Origin of the sequence: Pseudomonas sp. (assembly GCF_036387035.1) — a bacterium.
Taxonomy (GTDB): Bacteria; Pseudomonadota; Gammaproteobacteria; order Pseudomonadales; family Pseudomonadaceae; genus Aquipseudomonas.
Map to the genome: position 1 here is coordinate 1 of NZ_DASVUM010000160.1, position 15,158 is coordinate 15,158.

The 15,158-nt window shown below is 60.6% G+C and carries 15 protein-coding genes; 10 read left to right on the forward strand and 5 right to left on the reverse strand.

The window, feature by feature from the left end; genetic code table 11:
* Nucleotides 1-57: 57 nt before the first annotated feature.
* The 4 genes from VF672_RS15195 to VF672_RS15210 all read left to right on the forward strand — a co-directional run bounded on the left by VF672_RS15195 (nucleotide 58) and on the right by VF672_RS15210 (nucleotide 3,809).
* Nucleotides 58-855: a hydroxymethylpyrimidine/phosphomethylpyrimidine kinase gene (locus VF672_RS15195; protein WP_331105395.1), complete on the forward strand. Its 798-nt coding sequence runs from the start codon at nucleotides 58-60 to the stop codon at nucleotides 853-855.
* Nucleotides 856-878: 23 nt separating this feature from the next.
* The gene (gene thiE / locus VF672_RS15200) at nucleotides 879-1,505 is read left to right on the forward strand and encodes a thiamine phosphate synthase (protein ID WP_331105396.1); all 627 of its coding nucleotides are present in this window, start codon (nucleotides 879-881) and stop codon (nucleotides 1,503-1,505) included.
* A 55-nt stretch (nucleotides 1,506-1,560) separates the two neighbouring features.
* Nucleotides 1,561-2,844 (forward strand): glutamate-1-semialdehyde 2,1-aminomutase, encoded by a 1,284-nt coding sequence (gene hemL / locus VF672_RS15205; RefSeq protein WP_331105397.1) that lies wholly within the window; start codon nucleotides 1,561-1,563, stop codon nucleotides 2,842-2,844.
* Between the two features lie 401 nt (nucleotides 2,845-3,245).
* The gene (locus tag VF672_RS15210) at nucleotides 3,246-3,809 is read left to right on the forward strand and encodes a tetratricopeptide repeat protein (RefSeq protein WP_331105398.1); all 564 of its coding nucleotides are present in this window, start codon (nucleotides 3,246-3,248) and stop codon (nucleotides 3,807-3,809) included.
* Nucleotides 3,810-3,833: 24 nt separating this feature from the next.
* Here VF672_RS15210 and VF672_RS15215 read toward each other — a convergent pair whose 3' ends face one another.
* On the reverse strand, nucleotides 3,834-4,160 hold the full coding sequence (locus tag VF672_RS15215; RefSeq protein WP_065988358.1) for a DUF1820 family protein: 327 nt from the start codon (nucleotides 4,158-4,160) through the stop codon (nucleotides 3,834-3,836).
* Between the two features lie 129 nt (nucleotides 4,161-4,289).
* Here VF672_RS15215 and miaB point away from each other — a divergent pair, with 129 nt between their 5' ends.
* The 5 genes from miaB (at nucleotide 4,290) to lnt (ending at nucleotide 9,801) form a co-directional block, all read left to right on the forward strand.
* Nucleotides 4,290-5,618, forward strand: coding sequence for a tRNA (N6-isopentenyl adenosine(37)-C2)-methylthiotransferase MiaB (gene miaB / locus VF672_RS15220; protein ID WP_331105399.1), 1,329 nt, complete (start codon nucleotides 4,290-4,292; stop codon nucleotides 5,616-5,618).
* A 263-nt stretch (nucleotides 5,619-5,881) separates the two neighbouring features.
* A complete protein-coding gene (locus tag VF672_RS15225) occupies nucleotides 5,882-6,898 on the forward strand; it encodes a PhoH family protein (RefSeq protein WP_331105400.1) in 1,017 nt (338 codons plus the stop codon).
* Nucleotides 6,891-7,406, forward strand: coding sequence for an rRNA maturation RNase YbeY (ybeY, locus tag VF672_RS15230; RefSeq protein ID WP_331105401.1), 516 nt, complete (start codon nucleotides 6,891-6,893; stop codon nucleotides 7,404-7,406). Before VF672_RS15225 ends, ybeY begins: the two co-directional genes overlap by 8 nt.
* Before the next feature lie 5 nt (nucleotides 7,407-7,411).
* Nucleotides 7,412-8,254 carry an HlyC/CorC family transporter gene (locus VF672_RS15235; protein WP_331105402.1) on the forward strand — a complete coding sequence of 281 codons (843 nt, stop codon included), beginning with the start codon at nucleotides 7,412-7,414 and terminating at the stop codon, nucleotides 8,252-8,254.
* 26 nt (nucleotides 8,255-8,280) lie between these two features.
* A complete protein-coding gene (lnt, locus tag VF672_RS15240; protein ID WP_331105403.1) occupies nucleotides 8,281-9,801 on the forward strand; it encodes an apolipoprotein N-acyltransferase in 1,521 nt (506 codons plus the stop codon).
* A 95-nt stretch (nucleotides 9,802-9,896) separates the two neighbouring features.
* On the opposite strand, the gene VF672_RS15245 is transcribed toward lnt, so the two are convergent.
* The 4 genes from VF672_RS15245 to VF672_RS15260 all read right to left on the reverse strand — a co-directional run bounded on the left by VF672_RS15245 (nucleotide 9,897) and on the right by VF672_RS15260 (nucleotide 13,708).
* On the reverse strand, nucleotides 9,897-10,370 hold the full coding sequence (locus tag VF672_RS15245; RefSeq protein WP_331105404.1) for an REP-associated tyrosine transposase: 474 nt from the start codon (nucleotides 10,368-10,370) through the stop codon (nucleotides 9,897-9,899).
* Between the two features lie 730 nt (nucleotides 10,371-11,100).
* On the reverse strand, nucleotides 11,101-11,577 hold the full coding sequence (locus VF672_RS15250) for an REP-associated tyrosine transposase (RefSeq protein WP_331105405.1): 477 nt from the start codon (nucleotides 11,575-11,577) through the stop codon (nucleotides 11,101-11,103).
* Nucleotides 11,578-12,489: 912 nt separating this feature from the next.
* Nucleotides 12,490-13,251 (reverse strand): YdcF family protein, encoded by a 762-nt coding sequence (locus VF672_RS15255; RefSeq protein ID WP_331105406.1) that lies wholly within the window; start codon nucleotides 13,249-13,251, stop codon nucleotides 12,490-12,492.
* Between the two features lie 85 nt (nucleotides 13,252-13,336).
* On the reverse strand, nucleotides 13,337-13,708 hold the full coding sequence (locus VF672_RS15260; RefSeq protein ID WP_331105407.1) for a hypothetical protein: 372 nt from the start codon (nucleotides 13,706-13,708) through the stop codon (nucleotides 13,337-13,339).
* Between the two features lie 299 nt (nucleotides 13,709-14,007).
* Between VF672_RS15260 and leuS the strand changes: the two genes are divergently transcribed.
* Nucleotides 14,008-15,158 (forward strand): leucine--tRNA ligase (gene leuS / locus VF672_RS15265; RefSeq protein ID WP_331105408.1); only part of this gene is annotated, 1,151 nt, incomplete at its 3' end.

Genomic DNA, 15,158 nt, shown 5'->3' on the forward strand with positions numbered 1-15,158 from the left:
TGGAACTGGCTGCAGCCGGTCCCACCGGGAAAAACTTTAGTGGTAAGCTCGCGCACCATGAATATCTATAGCTCCCGCCCTGTTGTCCTCTGTCTCTCCGGCCACGACCCCAGTGGCGGCGCCGGCTTGCAGGCAGATATCGAAGCCCTGCTCGCACAAGGCTGCCACGCCGCCCCCGTCGTCACCGCACTGACCGTTCAGGACACCGTGAATGTCACTGACTTTCGCGTGCTGGACCGCGAGTGGGTGCTGGCGCAAGCCAATGCCGTGTTCAACGATTCCACCGTCGCGGCGGTGAAGCTGGGCATGTTGGGATCGCTGGAAATGGTCGACACCGTCGCCGAACTGCTGGCGGCTCATCCGCATCTGCCGATGGTCTGCGATCCGGTCCTGCGCGCCGGCGGCGGTGGTCGCCTGGGCAAGGATGAAGTGGGTTACGCGATGCGCGAACGCCTGCTGCCATTGGCAACCATCGCGACACCAAACCTGCCGGAGGCACGCATCCTTGCCGAGCTGCCCGAAGGCACGGCCGATGAATGCGCCGAGAAACTGCTGCCATTCTGTGAGCACCTTCTGATCACCGGCGGTCATGGCGATGAGCACGAGGTTCACAACCGCCTGTACATCCGTGGAGGTCAATCACGCACCTTCACCTGTCAGCGTCTGCCGGGCAGCTATCACGGTTCGGGCTGCACGCTGGCCAGCGCCCTGGCGGGAAGGCTGGCGCTGGGTCAGGACCTGATCGGGGCCGTGCAAATGGCGCTGGACTACACTTGGCGTACGCTGCGCGACGCTGAACAGCTGGGCCGCGGGCAATTCGTTCCGCGCCGCCTGCCGCTGGATTTCTGCTCGTAACGCCACGAAAAAGAGGCACCTTGATGAGATTACGTGGCTTATACGCCGTGACTGACAGCCAGCTGTTGGCCGGCAAATTCCTGGCTTACGTCGAAGCGGCCCTCGATGGCGGCGTGACCCTGCTGCAATACCGCGACAAATCCGGTGACGAGACCCGTCGCCTGCGCGAGGCCTCGGCGCTGCTCAAGCTGTGCGAGCGCTACAAGACCCGCCTGATCATCAACGACGACGCCGAAGTGGCCGCGCGCCTGGGCGTTGGCGTGCATCTGGGTCAAACGGACGGCTCGCTGCCGGACGCCCGCGCCCTGCTCGGTCACAAGGCCATTGTCGGGGCGACGTGCCACGCGCAGCTGGAGCTGGCCGACAAAGCCAAGGCCGACGGTGCCACGTATGTCGCCTTCGGACGCTTTTTCAATTCCCAGACCAAACCCGGCGCGCCGACCTGCAGCCTTGAACTGCTCAGCCAGGCGCGCGAGCGCATCAAGCTGCCCATCGCAGTGATTGGGGGCATCACCCTGGAAAACGCCGCGCCACTGGTGGCCCATGGCGCCGACTTGCTGGCTGTCGTGCACGGCCTGTTTGGCGCGCCTACCCCCCAGGAAGTCACCCGCCGTGCCCGCGCCTTCAACGATTTGTTCAAGCCCGCCTGAATCCGCTTCAGGCCGGTTGTGCACTCCTTCATCCGATTCAAACAGAGACCTCATCATGTCCCGTTCTGAAACCCTCTTCGCCAACGCCCAAAAACACATTCCCGGCGGCGTGAACTCGCCCGTCCGCGCGTTCAAAAGCGTCGGTGGCACCCCGTTGTTCTTCAAGCATGCGGTGGGCGCGTACGTCACCGATGAAGACGACAAGCGTTACGTCGATTATGTCGGCTCGTGGGGCCCGATGATTCTGGGCCACAGCCATCCGGACGTACTCGACGCCGTGCGCAAGCAGCTGGAACACGGGCTGTCCTACGGTGCACCAACCGCGATGGAAACCGAGATGGCCGATCTGGTCTGCTCGATCGTGCCGTCGATGGAAATGGTGCGCATGGTCAGCTCCGGCACCGAAGCGACCATGAGCGCGATCCGTCTGGCGCGCGGCTTCACCGGTCGGGACAGCATTATCAAATTCGAAGGCTGCTACCACGGCCACTCTGACAGCCTGCTGGTGAAAGCCGGCTCGGGCGCGCTGACCCTGGGCGTACCGAGCTCGCCGGGCGTGCCGGCGGCGTTCGCCAAACACACGCTGACCCTGCCATTCAACGACATCGACGCGGTCAAGACGATGCTTGCCGACGTCGGTAAGGAAGTGGCGTGCATCATCGTCGAGCCGGTGGCCGGCAACATGAATTGCGTGCCGCCTGCGCCGGGTTTCCTGCAAGGCCTGCGCGAGGCCTGCGACGCCCATGGCGTGGTGCTGATTTTCGACGAGGTGATGACCGGTTTCCGCGTCGCACTCGGCGGAGCGCAAGCCTATTACGGCGTGACGCCTGACCTCAGCACCTTCGGCAAAATCATCGGCGGCGGCATGCCGGTCGGCTGTTTCGGCGGCAAATGCGAAATCATGTCGCACATCGCGCCACTGGGCCCGGTGTATCAGGCCGGCACGCTGTCGGGTAACCCGCTGGCCATGGCGGCTGGGCTGACCACCCTGCGCCTGATCAGCCGCCCGGGTTTCCATGACGAACTGAGCGCGTTCACCACGCGCCTGCTGGAAGGCCTGCAACAGCGTGCCGACGCCGCGGGCATCCCGTTCGTGACCACCCAGGCGGGCGGCATGTTTGGCCTGTACTTCAGCGACGCCAAAGAAATCGTGACCTTCCAGGACGTGATGACCAGCGACGCCAATCGCTTCAAGCAGTTCTTCCACCTGATGCTGGAAGGCGGTGTGTACCTGGCGCCAAGCGCATTTGAAGCCGGCTTTACCTCAATCGCCCACGGCGACGCGGAGTTGCAGCACACGCTGGACGCGGCCGAAAAGGCCTTCGCCCAGCTGAAATAGTGAGCAGACCGGGCGGAACTGATTCCGCCCGGGCATCGGCGCCGTCTGGTTTTACGACTGCTGCGCAGCCGATCGCGGGACAAGCCACGCTCCTACAAACCTTCCGTTGCCCAGCGTACGGATGCAGCGCAGCAAACACGGTGATGTAGGAGCGTGGCTTGTCCCGCGATCTGGCGCGTAGCGGCAGCAAACGTGCATCAGCCAGCGTTTTCAGGAGCAGCCACGGCCCGAAAGCGTCATTATGCAGCGGCAGAACCTCCTGAATTCAGCGCTGTAAGGGCCGCGCAGCAGAAAATCAGTAAAGACTTTGTAAGGTTGCCCTCGCTTATTTCATAATGCGCAGCCAGCACGTTTCGCTGGACGGGCATGCCCGCACCTTTTTCAGAGGTAAGTCGACTTCCATGAATCGCACCGGCCGCACCCTTGCATTGGGCTGCCTGTTGCTTCTTCATCCCCTGCTGGCTAATGCAGGTGGCAACTCGTTGTTGATCCCAGCGGTGGGTCGTTGCACCCTCAATACCCAGCCAGACAACCTGCCAGCAGCGTTGTCCGCTTGTCAGCAGGCGGCTCAGGATGGGGATGCGCAGGCGCAATACGAGTTGGGGGAGTTCTATTACGAGGGTAAAAACGCGCCACGCGACTTACCTCAGGCACTCAATTACTTCGAAAAAGCTTCGTTGCAGGGTCACGCCCAGGCTCAGTATCAACTGGGCTTGATGTTCTTTCGTGGCGAAGGGGTGCAGGCCAACAACATTCAGGCCTATATCGTGCTGAAGATGGCGGCGGTCAACGGTTCGGAAGATGCACTGGATCAGGCCGATGAGGTGTCGGCCCAGATGAAGCGCGAAGACCTGGACGTGGCCACGCAAGTGCTGGGGCAAATTTTCCGCAAATACTTGCTGGAGCTGCAAACCGCCGAAGGACGCACACCGTTTGCGCCCTTCCCCGACAGCGCCAAGCCCTGATCGCGGTCAGTTGTCCGGGATCGGCTATTTGTCCGGCATCGGCATTGGAAACGGCATGACATTGCCGGTGTGACGCGCCTCGGTAATCTTTGCTGTGCCCATCCGCTCGACTTCATCGATACGCACGATCGAATGCATCGGCACAAAGCTGCGCACCACGCCATCGAACTGGGCTTTAAGCTTCTCTTCACTGGGATCGACCACAACGGTGGTGCGCTCGCCGAAGACGAATTCTTCCACTTCCAGAAAACCCCACAGATCACTCTGGTAGATCTGTTTGGCGTACATCTCGAACACCTGTCCCTGGTTGAGAAAAATCACCTTGTAGATTGGAGCTTCGCGTTTGGTCATAACAGGCAGGCAGTGATCAGCGTTTTGAAAAGGGCGCGAACTATAGCATGCCGCTCGTTAGACGACGCTAGGAAGCCGGGGCCCGCATCCCTATAATGCGCGGTTCTTCGAACCACCTGATGAACCCGCATGGCCAAGAAGCTTTACATCGAAACCCACGGTTGCCAGATGAACGAGTACGACAGCTCGCGCATGGTCGATCTGCTGGGCGAACATCAGGCACTGGAAGTCACCGCTCGGGCGGAAGATGCCGACGTCATCCTGCTCAACACCTGTTCGATCCGCGAGCGGGCACAGGATCGGGTGTACTCCCAGCTTGGCCGCTGGCGCGAATTGAAGCTGGCAAATCCGGAAATGGTCATCGCCGTCGGTGGCTGCGTGGCGAGTCAGGAAGGCGCGGCCATCCGTGATCGCGCGCCGTACGTTGACGTCGTATTCGGCCCGCAGACCCTGCACCGCCTGCCGGAGATGATCGACGCGGCGCGCACTACCCGCCTGCCGCAGGTCGACATCTCGTTCCCCGAAATCGAAAAATTCGACCACCTGCCCGAGCCGCGTGTCGACGGTCCAAGCGCCTATGTTTCGGTCATGGAAGGGTGCAGCAAGTACTGCACGTTCTGCGTGGTGCCTTACACCCGTGGTGAAGAAGTCAGCCGACCGTTCGACGACGTCATCAATGAAGTGCTGCACCTGGCCGAAAACGGCGTGCGTGAAGTGACCCTGCTGGGCCAGAACGTCAACGGTTATCGCGGCACGACCCACGACGGCCGCCTCGCCGACCTGGCTGAACTGATCCGGGTCGTTGCGGCCATCGACGGTATCGACCGCATTCGCTACACCACCTCGCACCCGCTGGAATTCTCCGACAGCCTTATTCAGGCCCACGCTGAGGTGCCGGAACTGGTGAAGCATCTGCACTTGCCTGTGCAATCGGGCTCCGACCGGATTCTCGCGGCGATGAAGCGCAACCACACGATGCTTGAGTACAAGTCGCGCCTGCGCAAGCTGCGCGCGGCGGTGCCCGACATCTGCATCAGCTCCGACTTCATCGTCGGCTTCCCGGGTGAGACCGAAAAGGATCACCTGCAAACCATGAAGCTGGTCGAAGACGTCGGCATGGATTTCTCCTACTCCTTCGTTTACAGCGCGCGCCCCGGTACGCCGGCCGCCGATCTGGCCGACGACACGCCGGAAGAAGTGAAGAAAGAACGCCTCAAACAGCTGCAGGACCTGATCAATCGCCAGGGGCTGGACATCAGCCGCAAGATGGCCGGCACCGTGCAGCGGATTCTGGTCACCGACTATTCGAAAAAGGACCCCGGCGAACTGCAGGGCCGTACCGAGAACAACCGGATCGTCAATTTCCGCTGCGACAACCCCCGGTTGATCGGCCAGTTCACTGACGTCTATATCGACAGCGCCCAACCCCACTCGCTGCGCGGGTCGTTGTTGCAATAAGCCATTGCGCCCCCATCTAGGGGGCACGGCTGCTTTTTTGTGTGCAGACCCGGGCGCCGAGCCAGAGGCGGGACAACCGCCATACGTCGGCTGCACCGGCAGGCAATTCAGCCAGCGGGTTCTGCAGGCTGTCTGTTGAAGGGTGCCCTGCCGGACGTCTGCACAGCTCATTTGCCCATTAGCAAGTGAGCCCTTCCGGACACTGCCTGCAGGGGTTATCCTTCACGTCACTTCACATTGCCGTCGGGCGGCCCAAAACCACTTTGAACGCACCTATCGAACCACATCGCTTCAGCCTCGAACCCATCGAGGCTCACCGCTTCGCCAATCTGTGCGGGCAATTCGACGAGCATTTGCGCTTGATCGAACAGCGCCTGGACATCGAGATCCGCAACCGCGGAGCCCAATTCGAGATCATCGGCGAGCGCAAAAAATCCACCTCGGCAGAGAACCTGCTGCGCCGGCTGTATCGGGAAACGAAAGCGACCGAACTGTCTCCGGACATGGTGCACCTGTTCCTGCAGGAATCGGGCGTCGAAGAACTCGACAACCACCCTGCTGCCGAAGTCGGCGTCGCCTTGCGTACCAAGAAAGGCATGATTCGCCCGCGCGGCCTGAATCAGCAACGGTACGTGAAGGAGATCCTCAGCAACGACATCAACTTCGGCATCGGTCCGGCCGGTACCGGCAAGACCTATCTGGCAGTGGCCGCAGCGGTCGATGCGCTTGAACGCGAGACCATTCGCCGCATCCTGTTGGTGCGTCCTGCCGTCGAAGCGGGCGAAAAGCTTGGGTTCCTGCCTGGCGACCTGTCGCAGAAGATCGACCCGTACCTGCGCCCGCTGTATGACGCGCTGTACGAAATGCTCGGCTTCGAATACGTCGCCAAGCTGATCGAGAAGCAGGTGATCGAAGTCGCGCCGCTGGCTTACATGCGCGGCCGCACGCTTAATAACAGCTTCATCATTCTCGACGAGAGTCAGAACACCACCGTCGAGCAGATGAAAATGTTCCTGACCCGTATCGGCTTCGGCTCCACCGCCGTGATCACCGGTGACGTCACCCAGATCGACCTGCCCAAGGGCACGAAATCCGGGCTGAACCACGTCATCGATGTGCTCAAGGATGTGCCGGGCATCAGCTTCACCCACTTCAAGCCCAAGGACGTCGTGCGCCATCCGCTGGTGCAGCGTATCGTCGAAGCGTACGAGCGCTACGAAGAACGCAACGACAACCCGGCCGCTCCCCAGGGTTCACGGGACACACGCCGCGATGCTTGAGCTGGACCTGCAAGTAGCGAGTGAGGCCAGCGCGCCGAGTGAAGCCCAGTTTCGCCTTTGGTGCGAAATGGGCCTGCGCCAGCGCTCGGCCGATTCGGAATTGACCATTCGCCTCGTCGACGAAGCCGAAGGCCGTGAGCTGAACAACACGTGGCGGCACAAGGATTACGCCACCAATGTGTTGTCGTTCCCCGCTGACGTGCCCGACGAGATGCTGGACATTCCGTTGCTGGGCGATCTGGTCATCTGCGTGCCCGTTGTCACCCGTGAAGCCGCCGAGCAAGGCAAATCACCGGATGCCCATTGGGCGCATCTGGTGATCCACGGTTGTCTGCATCTGTTGGGCTACGATCACATCGATGATGACGAAGCCGAAGAGATGGAAGCGCTGGAACGGGAGTTGCTTGCCGAACTGGGCTATCCGGATCCCTACGCGGACGACGAATCCGCTGACGCGCCCGCTGTCGACACACCCCATTTAGAAACATCAGCCAAGGACCACGAGTAAGGGCTATGAGCGAAGACCGATCGAGCAACGGGCAAAAGTCATGGTTGGGCAAACTGACCCAGGCATTTGCCCATGAGCCGAAAAACCGCCAGGAGCTGTTGGAGCTGCTGCGCGAGGCCCATCAGAACAAGCTGCTGGACAGTGAAGCGCTGGCTATCGTCGAAGGCGCCATCCAGGTCGCCGACCTGCAGGTCCGCGACATCATGGTGCCGCGCTCGCAGATGATCAGCATCAAGGCCAGCCAGACCCCACGGGAGTTTCTGCCTGGGGTGATCGATTCGGCGCACTCGCGCTACCCGGTCATCGGCGAAAGTCACGATGACGTGCTCGGCGTATTGCTGGCCAAGGACCTCCTGCCGCTGATTCTCAAAGAAGACGGCGGCAGTGGCGATGTGAAGAGCCTGCTGCGTCCGGCGACCTTCGTCCCTGAGTCCAAGCGACTGAACGTGCTGCTGCGGGAATTTCGCGCCAACCACAACCACATGGCCATCGTCATTGACGAATACGGCGGCGTGGCGGGGCTGGTGACCATCGAAGACGTGCTTGAGCAAATCGTCGGCGACATCGAAGACGAGCACGACGTCGAGGAAGACAGCTACATCAAGCCTTTGCCCAGTGGCGACTTCCTGGTCAAGGCGCTCACCCCCATCGAGAGCTTCAACGAGTTCTTCGACAGCGGGTTCTCCGATGACGAATTCGACACTGTCGGCGGTTTGGTCATGAATGCGTTCGGGCACCTGCCCAAGCGTAACGAAATCACCGAAATCGGCGCGTACCGCTTCCGCATCCTGAGTGCTGACAGCCGCCGTATTCACTTACTGCGCCTGAGCCCGATCAACCGCTCGTGATGCCCTCCCCGCTTTAAGGAACCCAAATGCGCTGGATGACCCGCCCCGGCTGGCCCGGTAACCTGCTGGCCATGGTGGCCGGCGCGTTGATTACCCTGGCCCTGGCACCCTTCGATATCTGGCCGCTGGCGGTTGTTGCGCTGGTGGTTTTCTATCTCGGGTTGCGCGACCTCACCCCGCGTCAGACCCTCTGGCGTGGCTGGTGTTACGGGTTTGGCCTGTTCGGCGGCGGCACCAGCTGGATTTACGTGAGCATTCACACCTATGGCGAGGCGCCGGTCTGGCTGGCGGCTTTCCTGATGGTGCTGTTCTGCGCATCAGTGGCGTTCTTCTTCGCCCTGCCAGCATGGATATGGGCGCGCTGGATTCGTCGCAACGAAGCCCCGCTCGCCGACTCACTGGCCTTTGCAGCCCTGTGGTTTGGCCAGGAGATGTTTCGTGGCTGGTTCCTCACCGGTTTTCCCTGGCTCTATTCGGGCTACAGCCAGCTCAACGGGCCTCTCAAAGGGTTGGCTCCGCTGGGCGGTATGTGGCTGATCTCCTTTGTGCTCGCCCTGAGTGCAGCGTTGCTGTGCAACCTGCCCCGTTTGCGCCAGCGCGCGCCAATGTTGGCGGCTGGCATTGTTTTGCTGTTGGCGCCGTGGGTCGCCGGGCTGGCGCTGAAGGATCACGCCTGGACCGAGCCTGCCGGCGCGCCGCTCACCGTGGCAGCCATGCAAGGCAATGTCGAACAAAGCATGAAGTGGGACCCGGCGGCGCTCAACGCGCAGCTCGCGCTGTACCGGGACATGACGTTCACCGCCCGGAAAACCGACCTGATCATCTGGCCGGAAACCGCGGTGCCGGTGCTCAAGGAATCGGTCGAAGGTTATCTGTCGGTGATGGGCAAGTTTGCCGCCGAGCGCGATTCGGCGCTGATCACCGGCGTGCCGTTGCGTGAGAAAGGCACCCACGGGGAATACCGTTACTACAACGCGATTACCGTGACGGGCGAAGGCGACGGCACTTATCTGAAGCAGAAACTGGTGCCGTTTGGTGAGTACGTGCCGCTGCAGGACCTGTTGCGCGGGCTGATTACGTTCTTCAACTTGCCGATGTCCGATTTTGCGCGCGGGCCGGCCGGGCAATCACTGCTGCAGGCGAAGGGTTATGAGATTGCCCCGTTCATTTGTTATGAAGTGGTGTACCCCGAGTTCGCTGCAGGGCTCGCGGCGCAAAGCGATCTGCTGCTGACAGTGAGCAACGACACGTGGTTTGGCACCTCGATCGGCCCGCTGCAGCATCTGCAAATGGCGCAGATGCGCGCATTGGAAGCAGGCCGCTGGATGATCCGCGCGACCAATAACGGCGTCAGCGCACTCATCGACCCGTTCGGAAAAATCACCACCACCGTGCCGCAGTTCGAACGCGCCGTCATGTACGGCGAAGTGACCCCGATGCAGAAGCTGACGCCCTACCTGCACTGGCGCTCGTGGCCACTGATCGTGCTGTCGCTGTTACTGATCGGCTGGGCGTTTTTTGCAGGCAGGATCGCAAAGGCGGTGTAACGGCGGGGCTACAGCCAATCCCGCTGAATGCGTGCGCACCAGCAACTGGGTCACAGGCAATCCCGCTGAATGCGTGCGGTCTATTAGTGGGGCAGCTAAATGCAGTCCCATTCAAGCATCCATTCGCAGTCCCACAGTGGATAGTCCCCCCGGCGCATCACTAGCCCTGCACGGATTGGGTTGATGACATAGCGAGCCATTTCAATGAGGTCCTCATCGGCCCTGACCCCATGATCGTGATACCCCTTCTGCCATGTCATCTTCTTTGCGCCATGTGCCTTGTTCACTGCGAAAGCGGTTCTGCCCTTCAGCGCTTGCATGAGCGCAGGCAGTGATCCTGACTTGAGTTCAAACAGCCAATGCAGATGATCAGGCATAACTACCCACGCCAATGAATGCACAACGCCTGAGTCATGCAAACGTCTCATTTCCTGAACCGCCAGGCGGCCTATCTGAGGATCACTGAACAGAGGGGCTCGGTCTTTCACCACAGAGGTGACAAGATAGACGTTTCCCGGTTGAGAATATCGACCGATGCGTAACGCCCGTTCATGTTTGCTTGCATGCATTACGTCGCCCTCCCTCGGTATGAAGGCGAACAGTAAAGGCAGTGGACCGTTTTACATATGGCGAGGGGGTATCGAGAGATTTCGGGTAGATGATCATGTCCACGTGGGACCGGCTTCAGCCGGGAAGAGGCCTGCATGAACACCTTCAGATTTGCGGTGTAACACCCGACGCCTTCCCGCTAACTGGATGCAATCCTGCACTTGTGTCACCGCAAGTCCCGCTGACTGGGTGCAATCCTGCAATTGGCCCACCGCAAGTCCCGCCGACTGCGTGCGATCTGCAATTGGAATGCACCGAGTCTGACTGAATGCATGCGGTCTATCAGTGGGACCGGCTTTAGCCGGGAAGAGGCCTGCATGAACACCTTCAGATTTGCGGTGTAACACCCGACGCCTTCCCGGCTAAAGCCGGTCCCACAATGAGCTCACCGCCAGTCCGCTGACTGGATGCGATCCTGCAATTGGCTCACCGCAAGTCCCGCTGATGCATGCGATCTGCAATTGGAATGCACCGAGTCTGACTGAATGCATGCGGTCTATTAGTGGGACCGGCTTCAGCCGGGAAGAGGCCTGCATGAACACCTTCAGATTTGCGGTGTGACGCCCGACGCCTTCCCGGCTAAAGCCGGTCCCACAATGGGCTCACCGCAAGTCCCGCTGACTGGGTGCAATCTTGAAATTGGGTCACCGCCAGCCCCCGCTGGTTGCAAGCGATGTGTCAGCTAGACAGCTAAAGGCAGTCCCACTCAAGCATCCACTCGCAGTCCCACAGTGGATAGTCGCCCCGATGCATCACTAGCCCTGCACGGATTGGGTTGTTGATGACATAGCGAGCCATCTCAATGAGGTCCTCATCGGCCCTGACCCCATGATCGTGATACCCCTTTTGCCATGTCATTTTCTTTGCGCCATTTGCCTTGTTCACTGCGAAAGCGGTTCTGCCCTTCAGCGCCTGCATGAGCGCAGGCAGTGATCCTGACTTGAGTTCAAACAGCCAATGCAGGTGATCAGGCATAACCACCCAGGCCAACGAGTGCACGACGCCGGAGTCGTGCAGACGTCTCATTTCCTGAACCACCAGGCGACCTACCTGAGCATCACTGAACAGAGGGGCGCGATCCTTCACCACAGAGGTGACAAGATAGAGGTTTCCCGGTTGAGAATATCGACCGATGCGTAACGCCCGTTCATGTTTGCTTCCATGCATTACGTCGCCCTCCCTCGGTATGAAGGCGAACAGTAAAAGCAATAGACCGTTTTACATATGGGCAGAGCGTATCGATAGATTTCGGGCAGATAATGACGCCCCGTGGGACCGGCTTCAGCCGGGAAGAGGCCTGCATGAACACCATCAGATTTGTGGCGTGACACCCGACGCCTTCCCGGCTAAAGCCGGTCCCACAATGAGCTCACCGCCGGTTCCGCTGACTGGATGCAATCCTGAAATTGGCTAACTGCCAGCCCCGCTGACTGAATGCAATGCAATTGGCTCACCGCCAGTCCCGCTGATGTATGCGATCCGCAATTGGGATGCACCAAGCCTGACTGAATGGATGCGGTCTACTAATGGGATGCACTAAGCCTGACTGAATGGATGCGGTCTATTAGTGGGACCGGCTTCAGCCGGGAATAGGCCCGCATGAACACCATCAGATTTGTGGCGTGACACCCGACGCCTTCCCGGCTAAAGCCGGTCCCACAATGCGCTCACCGCCGGTTCCGCTGACTGGATGCAATCCTGCAATGGGCTCACCGCAAGTCCCGCCGACTGCGTGCGATCCGCAATTGGGATGCACCAAGCCTGACTGAATGCATGCGGTCTATTAGTGGGACCGGCTTCAGCCGGGAAGAGGCCTGCATGAACATCATCAGATTTGTGGCGTGACACCTGACGCTTTCCCGGCTAAAGCCGCTCCCACACTGGGGTCATCGCCAGTCCGCTGACTGGATGCAATTCTGCAATTGGTCACCGCCAGCCCCGCTTACTGGCTGCAATCCTGCAATCGGGCCACCGCCAATGCCGCTGACTGTGTGAGTGTTCTTGGTGGGCACCGCCAAGTGCCGATAAGAGCACGCGGTCCCAGCCCGCACCGGTCCGAACATGCGCCTGCTGCTCAGGTCATCGGTAAAACAACCGATACCCCACCAGCCCCGCCGCTTCGTTGATGAGTTGGCCGCTCTGCCATACCGCTCTCGCCTCCGGCGTCCAGCCACCGAACGGGCGGGCGTTGTCCACGCTGAGGAATCCGACGGGCGCCGGCACCACGTTGAATCCGGCCTGTTCGAAACTCCAGACGGACCGCGGCATGTGCCACGCCTGGGTCACCACGACCACGCGCTTTATGCCCTGCGGCAGCAAGATCGCGGCGGTCATGTTGGCGTTTTCCCAGGTCGTGCGGCTCTCACCCTCCTGCCAACGCACGCTCGCACCAAAGTCGTCGCGCAGCGAGTCGGCCATGATCGCCGCCTCGCTCGGCGGCTGGCCGTAATGCAGACCGCCCGTGGTGAGGATCGGCAAGCCGGACGCTTTCGACATTCGCGCGGCATACCGCATGCGCTCCAGCGCAACGCCCGTCGGGATGTCCGTGCCCCAGCTCGGGTCATTGCGCTCGCGCCCTGATCCCAGAACGACAATCGCATCCGCGCGCTGAGCCAGCGTCGCCCACTCGCTCTGCGGCAGCGGCGGGATGCGCTCGATCCCCTTCGCCGACCACTCCACCACGACCGGCAAACTCATCGCGGTCATCCCGCCGACGCCCATCACGAACAGCACGCGCGCCAACACCGGCCGGCGATTCCTCAACCACCAGGCGAGCACTAATAACAGCAGGAAAAGGCCCGGAGGCAGCAGCAGGTTTTTGATGAAATAACGAAAGGGCATCGGGCATCTCCAAAGATGCCCGAAGCCTAGAAGCAATGACGCTAAGCAGCAATGCTCGATTGGCCGGGGTCAGCCCCCGCAGAGGTTAACGCTTGAAATGTTTGGTGGAACTGTAGCGACTCAGCTTTGCCGACACCTTGCTTCGGCGCTGATCCTTGAGCCAGATGACATTGGCTTGCGGATGCGGCGCTCGCATCGACTCGGAAGGCTCCCATGAGGTACTTGAACTCCCCCTCGCAACCATCGGAGAATCTTCCTTGAAAATGACTTCGGTTCTGCCCAGATAAGCTTCGATCAACTGAAACTCGGCGTGACTCAATCCCCGCAGTTCAAGCTCCGCGGGGGATTCGTTTCGAAGCCGCACGGCTGTTTTTGCTGTGTCCAGAGCCAGGCCCAGACGATCGATCAAACGGTCATACACATCAGGTTTCTCTCCTTCATGCCGCAGCTCTGCCATCCGCTCACCTCACTGAAGATAAACACTTACCCCCATCAGTGAGCTTAGCGCCACTCCAAAAACCGGCGCGATGCCGCGACCAACGGCGGATGCTGTGGACAGCGCGTCTTGAGCACGCAATCAGGGTTTCCCTCGGCTTGGTAGCCTCATGTATGCTACGGCGCTTCCTGTAATTCCACTTCCGCCCAGCCGGGCATTGATGCATCGCACTGCGGACGGCCTCGTCCGACATGCGAAGGCCTCTGACCCGGTCACGCAGAGAAGCGGTCAAGGGTCACCCATTTCAGCCAAAAGTAGCCATGCACGAACTCTACCAGCCCCGCGAAATCGAAGCCGCCGCCCAGACCTTCTGGGACGAGCAAAAGTCTTTTGAAGTCAGTGAACAGCCAGGCAAGGACACCTACTACTGCCTGTCGATGTTCCCTTACCCCAGCGGCAAGCTACACATGGGTCACGTGCGCAACTACACCATCGGCGACGTGATTGCCCGCTATCAGCGCATGCAAGGCAAAAACGTCCTGCAGCCCATGGGCTGGGACGCGTTCGGCATGCCGGCGGAAAACGCGGCGATGAAGAACAACGTCGCCCCCGCCAAGTGGACCTACGAAAACATCGCCTACATGAAGAACCAGCTCAAGAGCCTGGGTCTGGCGATCGACTGGTCCCGCGAAGTCACCACCTGCAAACCCGATTACTACCGCTGGGAACAATGGCTGTTCACTCGCCTGTTCGAAAAAGGCGTGATCTACCGCAAGAACGGCACCGTGAACTGGGACCCGGTCGATCAGACCGTTCTGGCCAACGAGCAAGTCATCGACGGGCGCGGCTGGCGTTCGGGCGCGGTGATCGAAAAACGCGAAATCCCGATGTACTACTTCAAGATCACCGCCTACGCGGATGAACTGCTGGAGAGCCTCGACGAGTTGCCGGGCTGGCCTGAACAGGTCAAGACCATGCAGCGCAACTGGATCGGCAAGTCCCGTGGCATGGAAGTGCAGTTCCCGTACGACCAGGCGTCGATCGGCGAAGCCGGCACGTTGAAAGTTTTCACCACCCGTCCCGACACCTTGATGGGCGCGACTTACGTTGCCGTTGCCGCCGAGCACCCGCTCGCGACCCTGGCGGCACAGAATGACCCTGCGCTGCAGGCGTTCATTCACGAATGCAAAAGCGGCAGCGTCGCCGAAGCCGACGTCGCCACGCAGGAAAAGAAAGGCCTGCCGACCCCGCTGTTCGTCGAGCACCCGCTGACCGGCGAAAAACTGCCGGTGTGGGTCGCCAACTACGTGTTGATGCACTACGGCGACGGCGCGGTCATGGCCGTGCCTGCCCATGACGAACGTGATTTCGAATTCGCGACCAAGTACAGCCTGCCGATCAAGCCGGTGGTGCGCACCAGCGCGGGCGATGAAACCCCTGCGCCCTGGCAGGACGCGTACGGCGAACACGG

Bases quoted from the DNA above. Each gene is read 5' to 3' on its own strand.
- VF672_RS15195 (WP_331105395.1), top strand. From the start codon at position 58: ATGAATATCTATAGCTCCCGCCCTGTTGTCCTCTGTCTCTCCGGCCAC.
- ybeY (WP_331105401.1), top strand. From the start codon at position 6,891: ATGCTTGAGCTGGACCTGCAAGTAGCGAGTGAGGCCAGCGCGCCGAGT.
- thiE (WP_331105396.1), top strand. From the start codon at position 879: ATGAGATTACGTGGCTTATACGCCGTGACTGACAGCCAGCTGTTGGCC.
- VF672_RS15250 (WP_331105405.1), bottom strand. From the start codon at position 11,577: ATGCATGGAAGCAAACATGAACGGGCGTTACGCATCGGTCGATATTCT.
- VF672_RS15245 (WP_331105404.1), bottom strand. From the start codon at position 10,370: ATGCATGCAAGCAAACATGAACGGGCGTTACGCATCGGTCGATATTCT.
- VF672_RS15260 (WP_331105407.1), bottom strand. From the start codon at position 13,708: ATGGCAGAGCTGCGGCATGAAGGAGAGAAACCTGATGTGTATGACCGT.
- lnt (WP_331105403.1), top strand. From the start codon at position 8,281: ATGCGCTGGATGACCCGCCCCGGCTGGCCCGGTAACCTGCTGGCCATG.
- VF672_RS15235 (WP_331105402.1), top strand. From the start codon at position 7,412: ATGAGCGAAGACCGATCGAGCAACGGGCAAAAGTCATGGTTGGGCAAA.
- VF672_RS15255 (WP_331105406.1), bottom strand. From the start codon at position 13,251: ATGCCCTTTCGTTATTTCATCAAAAACCTGCTGCTGCCTCCGGGCCTT.
- VF672_RS15210 (WP_331105398.1), top strand. From the start codon at position 3,246: ATGAATCGCACCGGCCGCACCCTTGCATTGGGCTGCCTGTTGCTTCTT.
- miaB (WP_331105399.1), top strand. From the start codon at position 4,290: ATGGCCAAGAAGCTTTACATCGAAACCCACGGTTGCCAGATGAACGAG.
- VF672_RS15215 (WP_065988358.1), bottom strand. From the start codon at position 4,160: ATGACCAAACGCGAAGCTCCAATCTACAAGGTGATTTTTCTCAACCAG.
- hemL (WP_331105397.1), top strand. From the start codon at position 1,561: ATGTCCCGTTCTGAAACCCTCTTCGCCAACGCCCAAAAACACATTCCC.